General features: G+C 41.3%; 26 protein-coding genes. 22 read left to right on the top strand and 4 right to left on the bottom strand.

All coding sequences use genetic code 11. The annotated features are described in order from the left end of the window. Nucleotides 1-220 precede the first annotated feature (220 nt). Nucleotides 221-472 (top strand): hypothetical protein, encoded by a 252-nt coding sequence (locus E4663_RS06740; protein ID WP_135327040.1) that lies wholly within the window; start codon nucleotides 221-223, stop codon nucleotides 470-472. 65 nt (nucleotides 473-537) lie between these two features. On the opposite strand, the gene E4663_RS06735 is transcribed toward E4663_RS06740, so the two are convergent. Continuing rightward, entirely contained in the window at nucleotides 538-870 is a 333-nt protein-coding gene (locus tag E4663_RS06735) for a hypothetical protein (protein WP_135327039.1), read from the bottom strand. A gap of 192 nt (nucleotides 871-1,062) precedes the next feature. On the opposite strand from E4663_RS06735, the gene E4663_RS06730 reads away from it, so the two are divergent. The 6 genes from E4663_RS06730 to E4663_RS06705 all read left to right on the top strand — a co-directional run bounded on the left by E4663_RS06730 (nucleotide 1,063) and on the right by E4663_RS06705 (nucleotide 6,412). Continuing rightward, nucleotides 1,063-1,437, top strand: coding sequence for a hypothetical protein (locus tag E4663_RS06730; RefSeq protein WP_135327038.1), 375 nt, complete (start codon nucleotides 1,063-1,065; stop codon nucleotides 1,435-1,437). Nucleotides 1,438-1,478: 41 nt separating this feature from the next. Continuing rightward, a complete protein-coding gene (locus tag E4663_RS06725; protein WP_158290440.1) occupies nucleotides 1,479-4,517 on the top strand; it encodes a phage tail spike protein in 3,039 nt (1,012 codons plus the stop codon). A gap of 18 nt (nucleotides 4,518-4,535) precedes the next feature. After that, nucleotides 4,536-4,835 carry a hypothetical protein gene (locus tag E4663_RS06720; RefSeq protein ID WP_135327036.1) on the top strand — a complete coding sequence of 100 codons (300 nt, stop codon included), beginning with the start codon at nucleotides 4,536-4,538 and terminating at the stop codon, nucleotides 4,833-4,835. A 113-nt stretch (nucleotides 4,836-4,948) separates the two neighbouring features. Beyond that, the gene (locus E4663_RS06715; protein WP_158290439.1) at nucleotides 4,949-5,197 is read left to right on the top strand and encodes a hemolysin XhlA family protein; all 249 of its coding nucleotides are present in this window, start codon (nucleotides 4,949-4,951) and stop codon (nucleotides 5,195-5,197) included. A gap of 4 nt (nucleotides 5,198-5,201) precedes the next feature. Continuing rightward, nucleotides 5,202-5,474, top strand: coding sequence for a holin (locus E4663_RS06710; RefSeq protein WP_135327583.1), 273 nt, complete (start codon nucleotides 5,202-5,204; stop codon nucleotides 5,472-5,474). A gap of 2 nt (nucleotides 5,475-5,476) precedes the next feature. Next, nucleotides 5,477-6,412, top strand: coding sequence for a M15 family metallopeptidase (locus E4663_RS06705; RefSeq protein WP_135327034.1), 936 nt, complete (start codon nucleotides 5,477-5,479; stop codon nucleotides 6,410-6,412). 183 nt (nucleotides 6,413-6,595) lie between these two features. Here E4663_RS06705 and E4663_RS06700 read toward each other — a convergent pair whose 3' ends face one another. After that, nucleotides 6,596-6,814 carry a hypothetical protein gene (locus tag E4663_RS06700; RefSeq protein ID WP_135327033.1) on the bottom strand — a complete coding sequence of 73 codons (219 nt, stop codon included), beginning with the start codon at nucleotides 6,812-6,814 and terminating at the stop codon, nucleotides 6,596-6,598. A gap of 159 nt (nucleotides 6,815-6,973) precedes the next feature. Between E4663_RS06700 and E4663_RS06695 the strand changes: the two genes are divergently transcribed. The 6 genes from E4663_RS06695 to E4663_RS06670 all read left to right on the top strand — a co-directional run bounded on the left by E4663_RS06695 (nucleotide 6,974) and on the right by E4663_RS06670 (nucleotide 11,765). Beyond that, nucleotides 6,974-8,047, top strand: a complete 1,074-nt coding sequence (locus E4663_RS06695; RefSeq protein ID WP_206663475.1) for an AbiH family protein — start codon at nucleotides 6,974-6,976, stop codon at nucleotides 8,045-8,047. A gap of 135 nt (nucleotides 8,048-8,182) precedes the next feature. Further along, entirely contained in the window at nucleotides 8,183-8,410 is a 228-nt protein-coding gene (locus tag E4663_RS06690) for a WYL domain-containing protein (protein WP_135327031.1), read from the top strand. Continuing rightward, complete coding sequence (locus E4663_RS06685) at nucleotides 8,403-8,741, top strand: YolD-like family protein (protein ID WP_135327030.1); 339 nt, start codon at nucleotides 8,403-8,405, stop codon at nucleotides 8,739-8,741. The genes E4663_RS06690 and E4663_RS06685 overlap by 8 nt, the downstream gene beginning before the upstream one ends. Before the next feature lie 76 nt (nucleotides 8,742-8,817). Further along, nucleotides 8,818-9,927, top strand: coding sequence for a hypothetical protein (locus tag E4663_RS06680; protein WP_135327029.1), 1,110 nt, complete (start codon nucleotides 8,818-8,820; stop codon nucleotides 9,925-9,927). Nucleotides 9,928-10,477: 550 nt separating this feature from the next. After that, nucleotides 10,478-11,413 (top strand): D-alanyl-D-alanine carboxypeptidase family protein, encoded by a 936-nt coding sequence (locus E4663_RS06675; protein ID WP_135327028.1) that lies wholly within the window; start codon nucleotides 10,478-10,480, stop codon nucleotides 11,411-11,413. Between the two features lie 124 nt (nucleotides 11,414-11,537). Beyond that, nucleotides 11,538-11,765, top strand: a complete 228-nt coding sequence (locus E4663_RS06670) for a WYL domain-containing protein (protein WP_135327027.1) — start codon at nucleotides 11,538-11,540, stop codon at nucleotides 11,763-11,765. A gap of 246 nt (nucleotides 11,766-12,011) precedes the next feature. Here E4663_RS06670 and lexA read toward each other — a convergent pair whose 3' ends face one another. Continuing rightward, a complete protein-coding gene (gene lexA / locus E4663_RS06665; RefSeq protein WP_079480102.1) occupies nucleotides 12,012-12,635 on the bottom strand; it encodes a transcriptional repressor LexA in 624 nt (207 codons plus the stop codon). A gap of 325 nt (nucleotides 12,636-12,960) precedes the next feature. On the opposite strand from lexA, the gene E4663_RS06660 reads away from it, so the two are divergent. From E4663_RS06660 to E4663_RS06620, 9 genes are all read left to right on the top strand, one after another. Then, entirely contained in the window at nucleotides 12,961-13,620 is a 660-nt protein-coding gene (locus tag E4663_RS06660) for a YneB family resolvase-like protein (protein WP_079480101.1), read from the top strand. Between the two features lie 87 nt (nucleotides 13,621-13,707). Then, nucleotides 13,708-13,941 carry a DUF896 domain-containing protein gene (locus E4663_RS06655; protein ID WP_079480100.1) on the top strand — a complete coding sequence of 78 codons (234 nt, stop codon included), beginning with the start codon at nucleotides 13,708-13,710 and terminating at the stop codon, nucleotides 13,939-13,941. 175 nt (nucleotides 13,942-14,116) lie between these two features. After that, entirely contained in the window at nucleotides 14,117-16,120 is a 2,004-nt protein-coding gene (tkt, locus tag E4663_RS06650) for a transketolase (protein WP_135327026.1), read from the top strand. A gap of 144 nt (nucleotides 16,121-16,264) precedes the next feature. Beyond that, nucleotides 16,265-16,690, top strand: a complete 426-nt coding sequence (gene sirA, locus E4663_RS06645; protein ID WP_079480098.1) for a sporulation inhibitor of replication protein SirA — start codon at nucleotides 16,265-16,267, stop codon at nucleotides 16,688-16,690. A 74-nt stretch (nucleotides 16,691-16,764) separates the two neighbouring features. Then, a complete protein-coding gene (locus E4663_RS06640; RefSeq protein WP_079480097.1) occupies nucleotides 16,765-16,989 on the top strand; it encodes a YneF family protein in 225 nt (74 codons plus the stop codon). A 119-nt stretch (nucleotides 16,990-17,108) separates the two neighbouring features. Beyond that, nucleotides 17,109-17,813, top strand: a complete 705-nt coding sequence (locus E4663_RS06635; RefSeq protein ID WP_079480096.1) for a cytochrome c biogenesis CcdA family protein — start codon at nucleotides 17,109-17,111, stop codon at nucleotides 17,811-17,813. A 63-nt stretch (nucleotides 17,814-17,876) separates the two neighbouring features. Further along, nucleotides 17,877-18,314, top strand: coding sequence for a Na(+)/H(+) antiporter subunit B (locus E4663_RS06630; protein ID WP_135327025.1), 438 nt, complete (start codon nucleotides 17,877-17,879; stop codon nucleotides 18,312-18,314). Nucleotides 18,315-18,326: 12 nt separating this feature from the next. Further along, entirely contained in the window at nucleotides 18,327-18,686 is a 360-nt protein-coding gene (locus tag E4663_RS06625; RefSeq protein ID WP_079480094.1) for a response regulator, read from the top strand. Nucleotides 18,687-18,719: 33 nt separating this feature from the next. Next, nucleotides 18,720-19,208: a CcdC family protein gene (locus E4663_RS06620; protein ID WP_079480093.1), complete on the top strand. Its 489-nt coding sequence runs from the start codon at nucleotides 18,720-18,722 to the stop codon at nucleotides 19,206-19,208. A 145-nt stretch (nucleotides 19,209-19,353) separates the two neighbouring features. Here the strand turns inward: E4663_RS06620 and E4663_RS06615 are convergent, their stop codons facing one another. Next, nucleotides 19,354-19,812: a DUF2621 domain-containing protein gene (locus E4663_RS06615; protein ID WP_135327024.1), complete on the bottom strand. Its 459-nt coding sequence runs from the start codon at nucleotides 19,810-19,812 to the stop codon at nucleotides 19,354-19,356. Between the last annotated feature and the right edge of the window lie 230 nt (nucleotides 19,813-20,042).

Here is a 20,042-nt window from a genome sequence, read left to right as displayed (position 1 = left end):
ACAGATGACTTTGCTGCTGGTGGCGTTTTCAATGGAATCCTACTAAGTTTGCCTTTTTGGATAGTTTTGATTGCTTTACTATAGTCTTATTAGATTTTCAGAGCACCTTGCTAATAAGGTGCTTTTTTAAATGGGTAACGGATGTCGTCAGTTGATCATCAAATCATTAAGAATAATTGGAATTATTTGATACACTTAAAAGAAAAAGGTGGTATATCAATTGGTAGACTTCGGTAATTATTGTAGTGTCCTATTCTTTTTTGAAAATGGAGAAGGGGAAAGAATTGTGATGAATTATGAAAGACCCCAATCTGAAGACGATCATACCTTGACTGAAGAAGCGAAATTCAATGCGAAAGATATGCTTAAGAGAAAATTAAACGGTGCTGAAGAACTAGTAGGAATAGCAATTGCTAGAAGTGAAATACAAAGGAAAGATATTATGAATAAAGCAAAAAAAGGTTTCAAGTAGAATAAACACGAATATCTTCAACTTAAAAAGGGCCACTTCTTGAAATGTGGCCTTTTATTATTGTTTTACTCGTGTCGCCAAGAGTTGGGTACCGGCATTAATAGATTAGGGTCTTCACTGTCTTTGTAAAATAAACTCCACCTGTCTGTGATATCAATAAATTTTTCAACTTGTCTGTACTGAGTTGGTCCGTAGTTTATTAAAGTGGTACCAGTTTTATGCTCAAAAATATGATAAAAAAGTTCATCATCATAATCATTCTCACGGATTAAGTATGACTTTGCTATGTGTATACTAGGATATCCATTAAACCCCGTAATTTGAACGCTTGTTTCACCTAGAAAAACATCCTTTTCTGTATTAATATCATTAGGGAATAGTGCGTGGTTTTCATTCATAAAACTTCACTCCTTTAGTATCTTATAAATGACTTTATGTTTTTTCTGAGGAATATATGAAACATTGATGTTAATACGTTGGTTGGAAATTGCTAGTGCTGTTTTAATACCTGCGGATGTCCTCAGTTGAGTATGGAATAAGAAGGAAAATCCCCTTTTTTGTAGAATGTGTGTAATAAAAGGGGGATTTACATGAGTGTAATGGATACTTTGAAAACGGTTGCTGGCCTTGCACAAAGGGTTGGTGACATAGAATTGCATCAACAAATTATTGGCTTACAAACAGAAGTTTATGGATTGTTAGAAGAAAACCACCAGTTAAGAATGGAGATGAAAGAGAATAAAGACAAACAAGAGATCGAGAAACAACTTATCTTTGAAGATAACTTCTATTATTTAAGTCCTAACCCGGGAGTCTATGAAAGTGGACCTTATTGTTCGGGATGCTGGGATAAGGAGAATAAATTAGTAAGGTTACACACATATGAAACTTTTTCTGATGTGTTCTTGGCTGATTGCCCTGTATGTAAATTATCGCTAGATATTGAAGAAGCACAAATTATTTGAAGAGTCCTTCCGAGGGCTCTTTTTTGTTGGAGGTGAAGATATTGAAAGAGCCTGTCTATATTTATAATGACATGGATGAACTACTGGCAGAGACGGTCAATTACAATCGTGCACCATTCGAAGAGACAACGGATGGAACAGCAACCTTTTCTTTGGAAATGCCAGCTGATGATGAAGATGCAGCGTTTATTGTAGGTGGCCACCAACTGGTATTTAAAGACCTGGAAGCGAACTTTCGGTTGTTCACAATACGTGAACCGGAAGATGACGACGGCCCTGATGGAGCAATCAAACGAGCCATATGCCTATCGTCACTGGATGAACTGAATGATGAGATGGTAGAAGATATCCGTCCTCAGAATCGCACTGCAAGGTACACGCTCGAGCGCGTCTTAGAGGGGACAAGATTTCAGGCGGGAACCGTAGCGGACTTAGGTCTACAGTCTACGAACTTCTACTATATCAGTACCAGAGAGACGCTGAACAAAATCAGGCAGGTGTGGGGCGGAGAATACGTTGATCGTGTAGAGATTGATGAGTCAGGAATCACTGGTCGATTTATTGACCTCCTTTATCGAAGAGGGAAAGATACAGGGAAGCGTTGGGAAATGGATAAGGACATTGAGAGCATACACCGTAAAATCAAGCATTATCCCAAAACAGCACTGTACGGGAAAGGGAAGTCGCTAGAAACGGATAACGGTGGGTACACTCGTAAGATTACATTTGCTGATGTTGAGTGGTCAGTAGAGAATGGGAACCCGGTTGATAAGCCTCTCGGGCAAGAGTGGGTAGGTGATCCAGGTGCTTTAGAAAAACATGGCACATACATTCCTGATACAGGCGATCGGCAGCACCGGAAAGGCTTATTTGAAGATGGAGACGAAGAAAATCCGGAAGTACTGCTCATGAAAACGTGGCAAGCTCTCCAAGAGAGAAAGGAGACGCAGGCAGAATTCAATATGAGCGTAACGACATTCGAAGGGATTGCAGGGCAGGAACACGAATTGGCACGATTCGGTGATACGGGTACAGCTATAAACAAAGACATTCATCCTCCGATTATTATTGAGGCAAGGGTAACCAAGTTCAAATATGACATCGGAGACCCTACTGACGGGGAAATAACGTTGGGGAACTACTCTGATTTATTTGAGCGGGAAAAAGCGATTGAAGAGGTCATCCAAAAGGTTAATGATCGAGCAGGTGTTTGGGATAGAGCGGAGAACAAAGTGACGGATGAGGACTTTCCTGATGATGTTCCTGATCCACCTGAGAATGTCCAAGCTGAAGGGCTATTCCAAACGGTGATGCTGAACTGGGAGTATAACTCCTCAAGCTACATTGCTGCATATGAAGTGTATGCATCACAAGTGCAAGGTTTCGAACCGGACTCAACCAACCTCATCTTTCGAGGGAAAGTCGGCATGTTCCTTCATAAGGTTGCCGTTAATCAGCAATGGTATTACAAAGTTAGAGCGGTTAACACGCACGGCACACCAGGAGCATTCAGTGAAGAAGAAAGTGCTGTTACGGTTCGAATTCAGGGCATCGATATGGCTATGGGCTCTGTAAATGCAGCCATTTTGGATGATTTAGCTGTTACCGCAGCGAAACTTTCCCTGCAAGCAGTACAGGCTCAGCACATTGCTAATCAAGCAGTCGGGAACCAGGCGATAGAAAACCAAGCGGTTACGAACCAGAAGATTGCGAACCAAGCTGTAGGGTATGCTCAGATAGCTAAAGCAGCAATCACAGATGAATTGATTGCTTCGAATGCAGAGATAGACTTTGCGAAAATAGCCAACGTCGTCATCGGGGAAGCAGAGATTGAAGATGCATCCGTCACGTACCAAAAGATAAAAGGGAAGTTGTTGGCCAATCAAATTGTAGTTGGAAATGATACGCAGTTTGATGATGGGTTCGATCCATCCGAGAAAGCGGACATTGAAGAAGTTCTGAACACAGCCACGAACACGGCTTTTAATATGTTCCCCGATCCGACGTTCCAATTGGGAGAACAGGAATGGAATTGTGTGGACGCTAATTTTGAATTTGTGGATTTTCGTTCGGATGGATCCGTCAATATAAAAGGGAGTAGCGCATCAAACCAAGACCCGGACTTTGCTCCGAAAGGAACGGGAAACATTTGGTTGAATCGAAATGTAGAGCATTGGGCGAGTATCGAATTTCGCAACAAGAAAGAACTCGGTACGAGACCAGGAGAACTTTATTTTTCTGGCGGTGCAGTTAGTACTCAGAGAAAGTTACTTACTTATAATGAGGTGCCCTTAGAAAATAATTGGGTTCGGTACATTTATCGCATTCCCGCTAACCTTCTAGATGGTTCTGACCCTCTTTGTTACATTAGCTGGCGTTTTGGTGACTGGAATAACCCTGACACATTTGACCTTTCAGCTCGTAAACCGATGCTACACGAAGGCAATGCACCAGTCCCATTTAATACAGGGAATTTAGAAATCGCTTATAAATTATGGGCGCTAGAGAATTCTGTCTATATGGATGGAGGGAAGATTGCGGCAGACACGATACTAGCGAATGCTATAAAAGCGGGAGCGATCACCGCACGTCATATTGCAGCGAACAGCATAACGGGAAACATGATTAAATCGAATGCAGATATACGTGTAACCGAAGACTTGTTCATTGGTAATAAGCTTTTCCTTGGTTATGGGGGGAGTGACGGGAACCAAATTGAACTATCAGCTGGTGCCCTTATTACTGGCTATGAATCTGCTTATGGTGGAGAGCCGCAAATTGATATATCTGCGGGTGGTATAGACTTTCTCGGGACGGATTTATTCAGCACAGCCCCCATAACAAACGTTCCATGTAACATAGCGGGCGTTACTGCAGGACGGCCATCGAACACACCGGTGGTTTCACAATACGTATATTTCACGCTTCCGAGACCTTCGGCACCATCAAGTGTTGATTTCAGTCATGTAGCGAAAAACGCTAATCCAAAATACAGTTTCCTTACGGAGTATGGTTTTTCCTTCTATGTTGAAGCAGAGGGGAATAACTATAGTTACTTTTCAGGGTATTACAGTGTTTAACTTAAAGGGGGTGTCGAATTGCTGAAAGGATTTCAAGAGAATAGTGTAATCATCGAATGCAATAAGTGTACGAAGGAAACCATCCATCCGATTGCAAACATCGTGTCCTCCAAAAATGAACTTGGAGAATACGAGAACATAGGGTTTGAGTGTCCATGTGGTAATAATGAAATTTTCAACATGAACTTACCAACCTTGGATCGAGATGTTCCCTTGGCAAGGCAGGATAAGAAAGAGCAACAACAGAGAATGAAAGTGAACCAGTTTATTATGATGGTTCGCGAAGATTATATACGACAAGAAGTTACACCTCAGTGAAGGTGTATTTTTTATGTACAAAAGAGGCCCGGTATTACCGAGCCTCTTCTTTATATAAATAGGGGAAATCGATATAGCTTTCGTTCATGAATGTTTATTTTAGGGGGCCAAGCATGGATAAGGAGTATGTAACTCGACAAGAATTCAAAGAATTGGATGACAAAGTGGACGAACTGAAAAACGAGCACACAAAGACCAAACAGCGAGTTTACAACGTAGAGCAGAAACTCGATCGCATTGAAAATAATACGACATGGATTTTGCGCTTGATACTCGGGGCAATCATAGTGGCGATACTCGCTCTGATTATACAGTCACCAGAGACTGGAATTACAATAGGAGGAGTTTTAAGTGGAAAATGAAATGATGGCACAAGTTTTGATCTTTGCGACAGTGATTAGTCCTTTTGTAGCTGGAATCTTGGAAGTGATCAAGCGATTAGCAGCGTTGCCCAAAAACTTTATTCCTTTGATTGCTGTTGTTATCGGAGTGGTGTTGGGAGCAGTTGCTTACCCATTCACTGATATGGATGTGGCATTACGCTTATGGGCAGGTGCAGGTGCAGGACTATCGGCAACAGGACTATTCGAGTTGGTCCAGAAACGTCAGGGTCGCACTACAAAAATCAAGGAGGACTAATTATGGGACGAGTAAGCAAAGATACACTCATTGACCGTTCTGTTCGCAATATTGGAGAAGTTCATCCGGCGGTAAAGGATAAGGTCCTTTGTATTATTGAAAGAGCCTATGGCGAGGGTATCAATGTACAGTTCAGCTCAGGCTTTCGTTCAAGTTCTGAACAGCAACGCCTCTATAATCAGGGGCGTGCTACTTCGGGCAGTGTAGTAACCAACGCAAAGCCCGGACAATCTGTGCACAACTATGGGTTGGCCGTGGATTTCTTTCTAACCACTTACGATGGATCCAGTGCAACATGGACTGTTAATAAAGAGTGGCGTAGAGTCGCAGCAATTGGCAAGCAACTTGGCTTCCAATGGGGTGGTGATTGGAAGACGTTTAGGGATTACCCTCACTTGGATTTAGCGGTAGGGCTAACATGGCGTGACCTGAGAGATGGTGACCGTCCTAGTGATGAGCGGCTTAACAAGGGAGTCGCACAGAAGGGCCATGCAGGATATGAGGTTTACACTATGCAACGGCAGCTAAAAAAAGCTGGTTATGATTTAGCTTTGGATGGCATCTTCGGACCTGGTACCGACAAAATTCTGAAGAAATTCCAAAGAGACCAAGGTCTTGAGGTAGACGGGTTTAACGGACCAGCTACGCAAGCCGCCTTACAAGGCGCGACGAAAAGGGGAGATTTCTCAGCTGCAGATAAAGAGGAGGAGAATAAAGTGGCAGAAAATAACCACCAACCAAGCAAGTGGGCAGAAGAAGATTGGGATGAAGCGGTAGAGAACGGTTACTTTGACGGTAAAAGGCCAAAGGAAAACATTAGCCGCGAAGAGAGTGCTATTGTCGTCAATCGATTGCGACACAACTTCCTTGAGATTATTAAGAAAAACGGAGAAACAATCAAAGAGCTTAAGGAAGAAATCGAAAAACAGAAGAAATAGACTGTAAAGCCCTGCTTATCCTTAATTGGACGAGCAGGGCTTTTTTTGTTTTGTAATGGTAAATTATGATAGTATACATACCATCGCCTTTACCTCTTGTGTCGACTAGTCACCGACACGTTCACAAGTTATTGTAATACATAGGCGGTACCCCTTCACTCTAGTCAAGTGAGGGGGTTTAGTTTAATGCTTCAGGTTAATACCTTCCATTAGATATTCCTTCCTCTGTTCCGCATAAGCTTCTTGAGCGTTCTCTACCATGTCCCCAAGTTCGATTATGTACTCTTTCTGGTTGATCAGGTATGAAGACATGTTATCAAATACTCTTCGGACCTCTGGGTCCAATTCTTTCTTATCCAGTTGTGCTTCCCACAATGCAATCTGCTTTTTAAGTTCCTTCATTGTTTTCACCTCCTATAACTATAATCGTCGAAAAGTGCAGTTTTGGTGTCATTTATTTTGTGAATTATTCAAATTATTACAAACGATATGCTATTATCAATGTAAATTGAGTAAGAATCATTCGGAAAACTGCTTAAAAAATTTTATGAGGTGATGTTAGTGCACGTATCATTACTGGTTGGAAATGGATTCGATATCCAGGCCAACTTGAAAACAAAGTACAGTGATTTTTATAAGTACCTTAGGGAAACGGCATTACATAGTGAATCGCTAAATGACAACACTATCTATAAGGAAATTAATAAAATGCATACAAGTGATAAGTACTATGAAAAATGGTCGGATTTTGAAATGGGTTTAATGAGTCTAACTCAAGAAGTAAATGATGAAAGTGGCTTATCAGATGAAAAGCTGTTTGTAGATAAAATGGAAATAGAAACCCACTTGACTGAATACTTAAAATCAATAGAACAAAATATAAATGTCGAAAAAGAAAAAGACAAAATAATTGAAGAGTTTAGTCGAAGCGCTTCTCTTCTATTTTTATCATTACGTGATTTAAACCGCGATCAAATAGGAAATGTATTGAAACTGAATAATGATGTAAAGACGATGCATATGAATATTCTTGACTTTAATTTTACTTCTCTTTTTAAGGATTCATATGAGTTAATGGAGGATAATTTAGCGTCAGTACGCGGACCAATAGGGAATAGCAAGCTTGGGATTCCAATGAAAAAACATGAGTACATAAAAGTACATGGTTCTACAAGTCGAAATATGAACCTAGGTGGAAATGATAGTACACAATTAGGAGTGAAAATGAGAGATAGCCGTTATAGTTTCTCCTTTATTAAACCAGAGCTTGATAAAGCAATAGCTGAAAAGAGTTACATAAGAGGAAAAAAGGCACTTCAACGATCTAGTGTATTTTTCGTATTAGGTATGTCATTAGGTGAAAGTGACAAGAATTGGTGGGGAGAGATTGCAAATCAACTATTAAGGCGAGAAAAGAGTGCCTTAGTTATTTTCTCCTATCACCCAGATGAAATTATTACTAATAATGGACCCTATCATAAACTGGAAATCGATAGAATAATAGATAAATTTTCCTCATACTTTTCAGATTCCAAACGTGATGCACTAGAAAAAATTCAACAAAAGGTATTTGTAGTAATAAATAGTAGGTTGTTCAATCTTGCAAACATGGATTTTGATGAAGTTAACGAGTGACACATAAATAGAATGTTGAAGCAATCCTCGCCCCCAAACAATTGTTGGGGCGGGGTTTTTTTGTTTGCGAGATGTTTTATCATTTTAGTTATGTGATACAATAAGAACAAACGTTCGTGTTAGGGGTGACGATAAATGGATGGAATAATTAGTAGAGCAACAGTAAGTAAGCAACCACTTGAAATGATTTACTTAGATAGCAAAGGAAATATGTCTCAGCGTCAGGTTAGGGTGGTAAAGGTTAATGGGAATCAGGTTCTTGCTTATTGTTATGCACGGAAACAAGTTCGCTCATTTAAGTTGTCTAACATATTGTCGGTGTTCCCTTATCAAAAGAAAGGTGCGAATGTAAATCATGGGTAAGCCAAACGATCGCGGAACGATTAAGTGGACGTCATTGATGCTTCCAGAGCATGTGGAAGCCATTCAAGAACTCTGGAAGGAAGATAAAAAGATAGAAAAGCCGATTTTGGATGAGCAAAAGCTTGAGGAGATAGGACAAGTTCTTCAATTGGCAATGAAAGATGACCTTACTGTAGAGTTACAACACCATAATGGGTTCGATTTCAGTTACACAAAAATGAAAATAACTTCTATAGATACACAAACAAAACGGGTGCGTGGTATTGATCAATCGGATAAGCTGCGTACATATATAGATTTCGCTGAAATAACGGATGCAAGAATATTGTAGAAAAGAAGGGATTTATTAGTTGATATAGAATACAGGGACTAAAGCATTATAAATATTTATTGAGGGAGAGGGCTAAATGGACTCGTTAATAACAATAGTAGTATTAGGTTCTTTGGTTTTTCTTGTTATGGGAATAATATCATTGATCAAAAAGAACAAAAAAGCCAAAAGAAACTTCGGCATATTTTTGGGGTTGTTTGTGGCCTTTATTGTGTTAGTTAATATAACTCAACCTGCAACAGAGACTTCATCAGAATCAGATAATGTAAAAGAAGTTAAAGCATCGGAAAGTGAAAAAGAAACAGAAGAACAAGAAAGAGCAGATGAAACTGAAGCGGAACCAGAAAAAGAAGCTGATCCTGCGTCTGTAGTGGACGTTGAAGAAGCGGTTCTAGCCGGCATGAGTGATGAGAAGTTTAAGGAAGCAAAAGAGAAACTCAATGCAGATCACACCAAAAGCATATCCATAGGAAATGGAAACGTTGGTTACGTAATTAAAGCAACTGATGGCTTTGTAGTTGCATCTACTGATGGAGAGCGTATCACTGATGTTAACTCATTCACTACAATGGACGAAGTGAATGCTTTTGGAGAAGAGAGTGTAGCTGCTTCTGAAGCTAAAGCTAAAGAAGAGGCAAAAGAACTCCGAGAACAGTCCAAAACAACTTTAAGTGGTTCAGGTAATACTGCTAGTGATGGAATTGAGTTAGAAGCGGGCTGGGCAGTCTTCGATGCATCTCATAAGAGCGGAAGTTCAAACTTTGCTGTTGAGCTTCAAGATGAGAGTGGGCAAACTTTGGAACTACTCGTAAACACTATAGGGACTTATGAAGGGAAAACATTTGCGCAGATCCCTTCTCAAGGTACTTACTACTTAAATATTACAGCAGATGGCTCTTGGAACTTTGATATTCACCAAACTCCGCCGGTTGATATAAAGGATGTTCCAGGGGAGCTGTCAGGGAGCGGAGATGACGTCGTGTTCATTAATGCCGAAAGCGGGAATCACAAGTTTTCGTTCAGCCACTCCGGGCAGTCTAACTTCGCAGTTCTTGTAAACGGGCAAGCTCTTCTCGCAAATGAGATTGGTAATTATGAGGGGTCCACCCGAGAAGCACTTCCAGATACGGGTATGTATGCAATTGTAGTAAACGCAGATGGAGATTGGACAATTAATATAGAATAGAATATAAAGCAGATTTAGTTAGCTGACACTACGAAGTAAATAAGAAGAGGGATATTTTTATGAAGATAATGACTTTGAATGTTAAAGAATTTAACGGATTATGCATTATGTTTTCTAGAGTATGATTTTTAATGCTTTTATTAATATTGAAAACAGATGGTTTTATAGCATGACTCATACGTCTTTTAAATATTGAAAGTGAGAATTACATTTTTATTGTTGAGTTCCTACCTATTATATGTGTACTCCTGGGGCGACAATCCACCCCATATTCACCCCAGGAACACCCCATAATGGTTTATTAGGAAGAAGAAGGTTTGATTGACTTACGTATAGAAGTACTATATTTAAAGGGCTTTTCATTGGGTTTGATATAATATGACCACGGGAATTATGTTCCGAACGCAGGTTCATCCGTGGGAGAGAGAACAGTATCTACAGACATATTGATCATTAGACCCTTAGAGCTTCTTACTCTAAGGGTTTTTCTTATCATTAATAAGATTTCTCTAATTTCAAAAGTAGATATGTAAGAAAAGGGGTGTTTCTTATGAGTAGAGTAGCGCTGCAGACACTTATCGACAGGTCGTTTAGAAACATGAAGGCTGTCCACCCTGCCGTAAAGGATAAAATACATTTATTGTTGATCAAGTGCTACAGGGACGGAATTAATGTTCAAATCAGTTCTGGATATCGCTCCAATACAGAGCAGCAGCGGATTTATAATCAAGGACGAACAACAGCAGGCAGTGTCGTCACCAATGCCAAGCCCGGTCAATCCGTACACAATTACGGGCTTGCGGTTGATTACTTTCTGACGAACTGGGACGGTACGGACGCAACCTGGACGGTAAATAAAGATTGGAGATCTGTTGCTGAGTTTGGTAAGGCGCTGCGCTTTAACTGGGGCGGTGATTGGAAGAATTTCAGGGATTATGCTCACTTGGAGCTGACGGACGGCCTTTCATGGCGGGATCTGAAGGCAGGCCGTCGACCTAGGGACGTTGTATTGAACGAAGGGCCACCGCAACAAGGACACTCTGGGTATGATACGTATAGGTTGCAGATTGCATTAAGGGATATCGGATATAACCTTGAAGCGGATGGGTTCTTTGGATCGTCCACAGACTCAGTATTGAAGCAGTTTCAGCGAGAGCACGGTCTTGAGGTAGATGGATTGTATGGTATGGATTCTATGAGAAAAATGAAGGACGTCATGAATCGTAACAGTGCAGCCGGAAGGGAACCAAAGGAGGAGCTAACTGTGGTACGTGATAATAATGAACCGAGTGATTGGGCGAAGAAGGACTGGGAAGAAGCGAAGGAAAACGGTTATTTCATTGGCAAAAGACCTAAAGAAAATATGACACGGGAAGAAGTCGCAGTTGTAGTGAATCGGTTGAGGCAAAACTTTCTTACATTGATCGAGGAAAACAAAAAGGAGATTCGGGATTTGCGAGAAGAAATTGATCGGTTGAGCAATTAAAATGTAAATCGAAGCTCACCATTAAATACCAGGTTGAAACGGAACAAAATAGTATACATAGCTCCTCTTACAACATATAATAGTAATAAGAACATACGTTCGTTAAGTTGAGGAGGAGTTAAAGATGGAATCGTTGCTCAACAGATCGAAGCAAGACAAGAGGAAAATCGACGTTATATATTTATCACATACAGGGGAAATCACTCAACGTTCGATCCGTGTAGTTGATGTACGTAGTCATTACGTCGTTGCTTTCTGCTATGATCGCAAACATGTTCGCACATTTCGAAAAGAGAATATTTTGTCCGCTTTCCCTCATACATCTAAACGAAGAGATAAAGGCGTATCCTGATAGGAGTAAGCTTTTTCTTGAGACGCTTTCTTTCTATAGGACGTATTAGATAGAGAGATACAATATTTTCAATCTCTACAAAGAGGAAGAGAAAGTATGGTGAGTTATGGCGGGGAAGCAAAAGAATTAGTAAACGCTAAAGCTTTTCGGTCGATGGATGAAATATAAAGTTTTATAAAACAATTTCAGCAACTTTTACTATAAAAAAGAGACTCACGTATCAGTACGTGAGTCTCTTTCTTGTTTTTAATGTACCATGCGATAAAGCCCAACGACCTTACCTAAAATGGATACATCGTTCACAATGATCGGTTCCATCGTTGCGTTTTCCGGCTGAAGACGGATGTGGTTGCGTTCTTTGAAGAACCGCTTCACTGTCGCTTCTTCTTCTTCTGTCATGGCAACGACAATATCACCGTTCTGAGCAGTCTGCTGTTGGCGGACTATGACCATGTCTCCATCAAGAATACCTGCTTCGATCATACTCTCTCCTTGAACAATCAAGACGAATGTATTCTCTTCATTTCCAGCCAGGTTACTTGGAAGCGGAACGTATTCTTCAATGTTTTCCACAGCCGTGATAGGTGAACCAGCGGTAACTTTACCGATGACCGGTGCATAAGCGGCTTCTGTGCGAGGGATCGTATTATCTTCTTCGAGCTCCATAACCTCTATGGCTCTTGGTTTTGTCGGGTCTCTACGAATGAACCCTTTCTTTTCTAAACGTGATAGATGGCCGTGAACAGTTGAACTGGATGCTAGCCCCACAGACTGGCCGATCTCCCTTACAGAGGGTGGATACCCTTTTAACATCACTTGTTCTTTTATATAGTCTAGTATTTCTTGCTGCCGCTTTGAAAGTTTACTCATAGATTTACACCTCGTACATAGATTTATAGTAACCACATTGTACCATGCCAAGAATAAGAATACAAACAAGCGTTCGAATTTAATAGTTGACAAGTACATGTGTTCGTATATACAATGAACTCAGACAAAAGGCGAACAGAGGTTCTTAGGAACGTTCGTTCTCAAAAAACGGAGGGATTATTGATGTTTAATAAGCTATCAAAACTAGATGTGACGTATATGATTATGTTTGTGGCGAGCTTAGCGTTTCTTTACTTTTCAATGGTCACAAGCGGCTGAAGTATATTATGCTAGTGATAGATTTTAGAAGAGAGGAACGAACATCATGAGAGTCATCCTTTACTGCCGTGTCAGCACGGAAAAAGAAGCGCAAGTATCATCGTTGAAAAGACAACAATCAGAATTGATGGAAATGGCACAAGCTCATTCGATGGAAGTTGTTGACTGCATTGCAGAACAAGCAAGCGGATACAGTATCGAACGGGACGGAATATTCCGTTTGCTTGACTACTTCTCAAAAGAAGAAGCCGACGCTCTTCTTATACAAGACGAAACAAGACTTGGAAGAGGGAATACCAAAATTGCCCTTTTCCACCAACTGAACAAATTAAATGTTTCTATATATACGCTTACTCACGAAGGCGAGCTGGAATTTTCAGAGTCCGATTCGATGGTCCTTCAAATAGTAGGAATTGTGGAAGAGTACCAACGGAAAATACATAATATGAAAATCAGAAGAGGCATGAAGAAAGCGGTCGATAATGGATTTGATCCGACTAGGAATCTATCTAATCAGCACTTGGCTCCTGGCCGAGAAAGAATTGAATTTCCAATCGAGGAAGTAATCAGATTGAGGAACAATAAGTTGACGTTCCATGAAATCGCCGCTACCTTAAGAGGGTTAGGTTATGATGTGTCGAAGGCAACGGTGCACAGGCGCTATAAGGAGCACGTTTCACTTGAAAATTCCGATGAAACGAGTTAGGATATAGAGGACAAGAGTCGTTGATTCTTGTCTTTTTCCTTTTGCACACTATGAACTCTACGAAACTACTCACAAAGGAGTTTGGTTATGCTATCTCAAGATAAATTAAATCGTATTAACGAACTTGCCAATAAATCAAAAGAAGAAGAACTATCTAATGCTGAGAAAAAAGAGCAGAAAGAGCTGCGCGAAGAGTACTTGAAAAGTGCTCGCAAATCATTCAAGAATCAGTTGAAAGGTGTTAAAGTCGTCGATCCTGCTGGAAACGATGTAACCCCTGCTAAACTGAAGAAGATGCAGAGGAACGAGCGCAAGCATTGATTTATAGATCCGCACGTACCCCGTGCGGATTTTTTGGTTAAAGTTAACTTTTTGGGTGAGAATAGTGTTCGTAGGTTTGAAATCGTGGAAATAGAAGGTCTACGCTTGTGTCTTTAGGATTTTCATTATAGGATAATACTTGGTACATACCTGAATAGAAAGGGGATTGTTAATTATGGCAAACAGCCTTGAACAAACTTCAATTAATACAATTCGTACATTAACTATTGATGCAGTAGAAAAAGCAAGCTCTGGACACCCGGGGATGCCGATGGGAGCGGCTCCGATGGCGTACACGCTATGGACCGACTTCATGAATCACAATCCGAAAAACTCAAAATGGTTCGATCGCGACCGTTTTGTACTTTCCGCAGGACACGGATCTATGCTTCTTTACAGCTTACTCCACCTGTCTGGTTACAACGTTTCCATCGACGATCTTAAGAATTTCCGTCAGTGGGGCTCTAAGACACCTGGGCACCCTGAATTCGGACATACAGATGGCGTAGAAGCAACAACTGGTCCACTTGGACAGGGAATCTCTATGGCTACCGGTATGGCAATGGCGGAAGCTCACTTAGCCGGTAAATTTAACCGTGACGGCTACAACGTTGTCGATCACTACACATTCTCAATCTGTGGTGATGGTGACTTAATGGAAGGCGTATCTCAAGAGTCTGCTTCCTTGGCTGGTCACTTAGGTCTTGGCAAGCTGATTGTACTTTATGATTCCAATGACATTTCTCTTGATGGTGACCTAGACCGTTCCTTCAGCGAGAGCGTTGAAAAACGTTACGAAGCTTATGGTTGGCAAGTCATCCGCGTAGAGGATGGTACGAACACAGAAGAGATCGCTAAGGCGATTGAACAAGCGAAAGCAAACACGGACCAACCGACGATGATCGAAGTGAAGACAGTGATCGGTTACGGTGCTCCTACGAAATCTGGTAAATCAGATTCTCACGGTGCTCCATTAGGGGACGAAGAAGCAACCGCTGCAAAAGAATTCTACAAATGGAATCACGAACCATTCCACGTACCAGATGAAGTGTATCAAGATTTCCAAAACAAAGTTCAGCAAACTGGGGAAGAAAAAGAAGCGGCTTGGAATGATCTCGTTGCCAAGTATCGTGAAGATCACCCTGAACTTGCCGAAGAGTTTGAAGCGGCAATCAATGATGAACTTCCAGAAGGTTGGGTGGAATCACTTCCAACATATAAAGCTGGAGAGGACAAGCTTGCGACACGTGCTTCTTCTGGTGAAGCAATCAATGCACTGTCTAAAGCTCTTCCGAACCTATTCGGAGGAAGCGCTGACCTTGCTGGGTCTAACAAGACGGCTGTTAAAGAAGAAGAAGATTTCACTCGTGAAAACTACGCTGGCCGTAATATCTGGTTCGGTGTACGTGAATTTGCCATGGCTGCAGCGCTTAATGGTATGGCGCTTCACGGCGGACTGAAAGTGTACGGAGGTACTTTCTTCGTATTCAGCGATTACCTGCGTCCTGCACTTCGTCTATCTGCCTTAATGGGTCTTCCAGTCAACTACGTGTTTACTCATGACTCCGTTGCTGTAGGGGAAGATGGTCCAACACACGAACCGGTTGAGCAACTGGCTTCTCTTCGTGCAATGCCGAACCTATCTGTTGTTCGCCCTGCAGATGGGAACGAATCCAGTGCGGCTTGGAGACTGGCTCTTGAATCAGAATCTACCCCACACGCACTAGTACTAACTCGTCAAGGCCTACCGGCGCTTGAAGGTACAGAAGAACACGCATATGAAGGCGTGAAGCGTGGTGCCTACGTTCTTGCTGACTCTGATAAAGAAGAGCCGGATGCAATCCTGATGGCTTCTGGTTCAGAAGTACAGCTTGTGATGCAAGCAAAAGAAGAGCTAAGCACAAAAGGATTCGACGTTCGCGTTGTAAGTGTTCCATCCTTCGATCGCTTTAACGCTCAAAGTGATGATTACAAAGAAAGCGTATTTCCATCGAACGTACGCAAGCGTCTAGCAGTCGAAATGGGTGCTAGCTTCGGATGGGAGCGTTACGTTGGACTTGATGGAGCTGTAATTGGAATCGATACATTCGGTGCTTCTGCTCCTGGAGATACTGTGATCGAGAATTACGGATTTACAGTAGACAACGTTGTAAAACATGCAGAAACATTAATTAAATAAAAATTATAATCAAGCCACCGGACTTTCCGGTGGCTTGAATGCTTTTAAAGCAATCAATCGACAAAATTCGTTCATGTGTTGACTCATGAACTGACAAATTTCCTTCTGTTCGGTCGGTATAATACGGGCAAGGAGTGAACAAGGATGCAGATGATGATATTTTCCATACGTCGAGAAATTGCAGAAAAGTATTACTATAAAGTAGATTTGATGAAGCGGTTCTTTCTGGAGTTGATCCAGTCCTCTCAATCATCACCTCTCATGAAGCAATGGTTATACATTGCAGAAGCGTTTCCTTTTTCTGAGTGGTTGGAAGCTCATTCTTCTAAAAAAGAGGAAGCGAAGGAACGTAAGAATAAACTGTATCATTTCTTCGATTCTATCGATACCTATGGTATAATGAATCATAAGAACTATTGTTGTCAGTTTCAGTGTGAAAATCTTTGGCAGGCAGAAGCGTTGGTGTTAGAACCTCTTCGTAAATCGACACACTCGTTTTATATTATTGAAACGAATGGAGAACACTACGGGTGGCTGTCCCCGCTGGCAGGTCAACGGATGATCCTGTAAAACACCTATTGTATTTATGAAAGTGTTTTACTATACTGTTATGGGATGACAACACGAAGGAGGAAGACGAAGTTATGACTTTGGGGATTGTATGGGTTATCATCATTGCTGTCTTAACGCTTGTCGGTGGAGTGGCGCTAGGCTTCTTTATCGCAAGGAAGTATATGATGAACTACTTGAAGAAGAACCCGCCGATTAACGAACAAATGCTACGCACATTAATGATGCAGATGGGTCAGAAACCATCGCAGAAGAAGATCAATCAGATGATGCGTTCTATGAACAACCAAGTGAAATAATGTAGAAGCCTTCTTTCGGTTGACGAAAGAAGGCTTTTTATATCGTTCACAATTGTTTCATCGTATTTTGACTAACCGTTTGATACAATTGGACCAAGACAACAATTGGAGGACTTACCATGCCAGAAGTGAATCTATTTCTTGCGTTTGGAGCAGGGTTTCTCTCGTTTATCTCACCTTGTGTGCTGCCACTTTTTCCAGCTTTTCTTTCTTACATAACAGGGATGAGTGTGAGTGAATTACGTGAAGAAAATGCTATGCTGAACCGCAAGAGCCTGCTCCACACGATCTTGTTTTTACTGGGATTTACAACCATATTCGCCGTGCTCGGCTTATCAGGTTCATTTTTCTCCCAGTTTTTCATTGAGAATAATACGATCATAAGACGACTAGGGGCTATCCTGATCATCTTCTTCGGTCTCGTCATAACGGGCATCTTTAATTTCGAGTTTCTCATGAAGGATAGAAAAATCACCTTTAAAAACCGTCCAGTAGGCTATCTGGGATCATTCCTGATTGGACTTACCTTCTCTTTAGGATGGACTCCTTGTACAGGACCTATCCTTGGTGCCGTATTAGCGCTTGGGGTTGAGGACCCGAGCTCATTTTTCGTGATGATGATATCCTATTCATTGGGCTTCTCTATACCATTCCTTCTTCTTTCCTTCTTTATCGGAAAGTTGAACTGGATTAAGCGTAATAGTGGGATGATTGTGAAAGTAGGAGGATACCTTATGATTGTCATAGGAGTAGCCCTATATTTCGATTGGATGACCATGCTTACATCTTACCTTGCAGGGGTATTTAACTTCGAAGGGTTCTAATCATGGATTTTTCTGTTTTTTTGTAATATGATAATAGTATTGAAAGAAAAAAGGAGTATACGTATGACCCGAATAAACGACATCATTCTTAGAACAACAACGACACTAATCGCATTTATCTTACTAGGGTTTTCGATCTACTTGTTTTTTGCAGGGCACAATGCGCCTGGCGGAGGTTTTATCGGAGGGCTGATGACGTCTGCAGCATTTGTTCTCATGTATATGGCTTATGGTTTCCGCGCTCTGCAAAAGATTCTCCCTATCAACTTCCGCTGCGTTATACCAGTAGGGTTAATCATCGCCTTAGCAACAGGAATCGGTTCCTTCATATTCGGCGAACCATTCTTGAGTCAGACGTATGCTTATTTCCAACATCCGGTTCTCGGTAAGACGGAATTAGCTACGGCATTATTGTTTGACCTCGGCGTGTATTTAACGGTAATCGGAGTGACGATGACGATTATACTGACTATAGCGAATGATCGTGGGGAAGCGAATTAAGGGGGAGCTTGCATGGCGAAAGTATTAGTAGTTGATGATGCCAAGTTTATGCGCATGACATTGACGAATATCCTGCAAAAGGGGAACCACGAAGTTGTAGGAGAGGCAGAGAATGGCCAGGAGGCTATCGATTTAAACGAGTCTTTGAAGCCCGATCTGATTACGATGGATATTACGATGCCTGAAGTGAACGGAATTGAAGCCTTAAAGAGAATTAAGGCTTCAGCAAGTGATGTCAGCATCGTCATGTGTTCGGCCATGGGCCAACAGAAAATGGTGGTGGAGGCGATCGAGCACGGGGCGAAGGACTTTATTGTGAAGCCATTCGATGAAACACGTGTTTTAGATGCTATTGATCGCGTCCTCAACTGAGGAAAGCAACAGATTTAGAAAGTGTGAATTGCTATGTTATGGTTAATCGCTAGCTCGATTGTCGGTGCGATTATGGCAACGGGCATGATTTTCATCAGGTTACGGGCAGCAAAGAAACCGGCTAGTGTGAAAAAAATCATACTACCCCCTCTGTTTATGAGTACAGGTGCTTTGATGTTTGTTGTTCCTGTCTTCAGAGTAAGTTTCAGTCAAGTGTTGGAGGCTCTTGCTGTAGGTGTTATATTTTCGATATTCCTGATTCGTACATCCCGTTTTGAAGTAAGGGATGGCGATATCTACTTAAAACCCTCCAAAGCGTTTATAGGTATCTTATTCGGATTGCTTGGATTACGCATTGTATTGAAACTTGTAATTGGACAGACCATTTCCTTCGGGGAAACGAGTGGAATGTTCTTTTTACTAGCATTCGGTATGATTCTCTCATGGCGTCTTGCGATGTTGAAAGAATACATACGCTTAGAAAAGACAATATCAAAACAAGATGTTGCTAAAAGAGTGTGAGCCTTGGCTTGTGCTCTTTTTTTGTTTTCTTAAGAAATAATTAGACTCAGCAACGCTTCCAAGCGACGAAGGTACAACAGCGCATTTTTGCTGCATAATAAGAAGGACACCTCTATAGAGATGTCCTTCTTTGTTTAAGTATCCTTTATACACTTCGTGGTTTAGATGGCTTGTAATTACGCTCCAGCAGCGGTTCGTAAGGGGCTAAATCAATCTGTTTCTCTTCCAGTTTCTTAATAAGAAATTTGTGATCCCGCTTAGGTGTGGCGAGAATATAACCTTCGATGATGAGATCCTGGGACATTTTCTTTTTCCTTTTATCTAGAGCGAGCTGACCTATGCGTCCGGCAATCTTCTGCCTGGCTACGTCCCTGAAAAGTTCGGGGACCGGCGATACGAGTTCCTCGAGAAATTCTTTCTGGGTACTTGACCACATATGTTTTGTTTTGTCTACGTAATGTTCTTCCCAGTCAATGATTGACTTGCCATCTTCTTTTGGAAGACGCTTCAGGAATTTTCGGAACATAAAGAAACCGCCTATTGCCATCAGTGTGACCATGATGACAATCCAACCAACGATGAATAGGGCGAATCCTCCTGACATGCTATCACCTGTTTCATTTTTTCTAATAGTTACTTTTACTTATTATAACTCAATCTTGTCCGCTTGAAAATGTGCCGCATATGAAAATGACTATAGAAGATGAAGATTCTTTCTTCATAAACCGCTTACTTATGGCAAATTCCGAAAAATTTGCACATTTATTTTACTTATAAATCGTTTTCATTTACAATTAGGGGTGCAGATTTGTGAACTTCATGGATATTGAAGAA

Origin of the sequence: Halobacillus salinus (genome assembly GCF_004684905.1) — a bacterium.
GTDB classification, from domain to species: Bacteria; Bacillota; Bacilli; order Bacillales; family Halobacillaceae; genus Halobacillus; species Halobacillus salinus.
Note: the sequence above shows the minus strand (reverse complement) of the source record. Positions and strands in the feature narration are given on the sequence as shown.

Coding starts and splice junctions, on each gene's coding strand:
- E4663_RS06735 (WP_135327039.1), bottom strand. CDS start 870: ATGAATGAAAACCACGCACTATTCCCTAATGATATTAATACAGAAAAG.
- E4663_RS06730 (WP_135327038.1), top strand. CDS start 1,063: ATGAGTGTAATGGATACTTTGAAAACGGTTGCTGGCCTTGCACAAAGG.
- E4663_RS06715 (WP_158290439.1), top strand. CDS start 4,949: ATGGATAAGGAGTATGTAACTCGACAAGAATTCAAAGAATTGGATGAC.
- E4663_RS06710 (WP_135327583.1), top strand. CDS start 5,202: ATGGCACAAGTTTTGATCTTTGCGACAGTGATTAGTCCTTTTGTAGCT.
- E4663_RS06705 (WP_135327034.1), top strand. CDS start 5,477: ATGGGACGAGTAAGCAAAGATACACTCATTGACCGTTCTGTTCGCAAT.
- E4663_RS06700 (WP_135327033.1), bottom strand. CDS start 6,814: ATGAAGGAACTTAAAAAGCAGATTGCATTGTGGGAAGCACAACTGGAT.
- E4663_RS06690 (WP_135327031.1), top strand. CDS start 8,183: ATGGATGGAATAATTAGTAGAGCAACAGTAAGTAAGCAACCACTTGAA.
- E4663_RS06685 (WP_135327030.1), top strand. CDS start 8,403: ATGGGTAAGCCAAACGATCGCGGAACGATTAAGTGGACGTCATTGATG.
- E4663_RS06680 (WP_135327029.1), top strand. CDS start 8,818: ATGGACTCGTTAATAACAATAGTAGTATTAGGTTCTTTGGTTTTTCTT.
- E4663_RS06675 (WP_135327028.1), top strand. CDS start 10,478: ATGAGTAGAGTAGCGCTGCAGACACTTATCGACAGGTCGTTTAGAAAC.
- E4663_RS06670 (WP_135327027.1), top strand. CDS start 11,538: ATGGAATCGTTGCTCAACAGATCGAAGCAAGACAAGAGGAAAATCGAC.
- lexA (WP_079480102.1), bottom strand. CDS start 12,635: ATGAGTAAACTTTCAAAGCGGCAGCAAGAAATACTAGACTATATAAAA.
- E4663_RS06660 (WP_079480101.1), top strand. CDS start 12,961: ATGAGAGTCATCCTTTACTGCCGTGTCAGCACGGAAAAAGAAGCGCAA.
- E4663_RS06655 (WP_079480100.1), top strand. CDS start 13,708: ATGCTATCTCAAGATAAATTAAATCGTATTAACGAACTTGCCAATAAA.
- tkt (WP_135327026.1), top strand. CDS start 14,117: ATGGCAAACAGCCTTGAACAAACTTCAATTAATACAATTCGTACATTA.
- sirA (WP_079480098.1), top strand. CDS start 16,265: ATGCAGATGATGATATTTTCCATACGTCGAGAAATTGCAGAAAAGTAT.
- E4663_RS06640 (WP_079480097.1), top strand. CDS start 16,765: ATGACTTTGGGGATTGTATGGGTTATCATCATTGCTGTCTTAACGCTT.
- E4663_RS06635 (WP_079480096.1), top strand. CDS start 17,109: ATGCCAGAAGTGAATCTATTTCTTGCGTTTGGAGCAGGGTTTCTCTCG.
- E4663_RS06630 (WP_135327025.1), top strand. CDS start 17,877: ATGACCCGAATAAACGACATCATTCTTAGAACAACAACGACACTAATC.
- E4663_RS06625 (WP_079480094.1), top strand. CDS start 18,327: ATGGCGAAAGTATTAGTAGTTGATGATGCCAAGTTTATGCGCATGACA.
- E4663_RS06620 (WP_079480093.1), top strand. CDS start 18,720: ATGTTATGGTTAATCGCTAGCTCGATTGTCGGTGCGATTATGGCAACG.
- E4663_RS06615 (WP_135327024.1), bottom strand. CDS start 19,812: ATGTCAGGAGGATTCGCCCTATTCATCGTTGGTTGGATTGTCATCATG.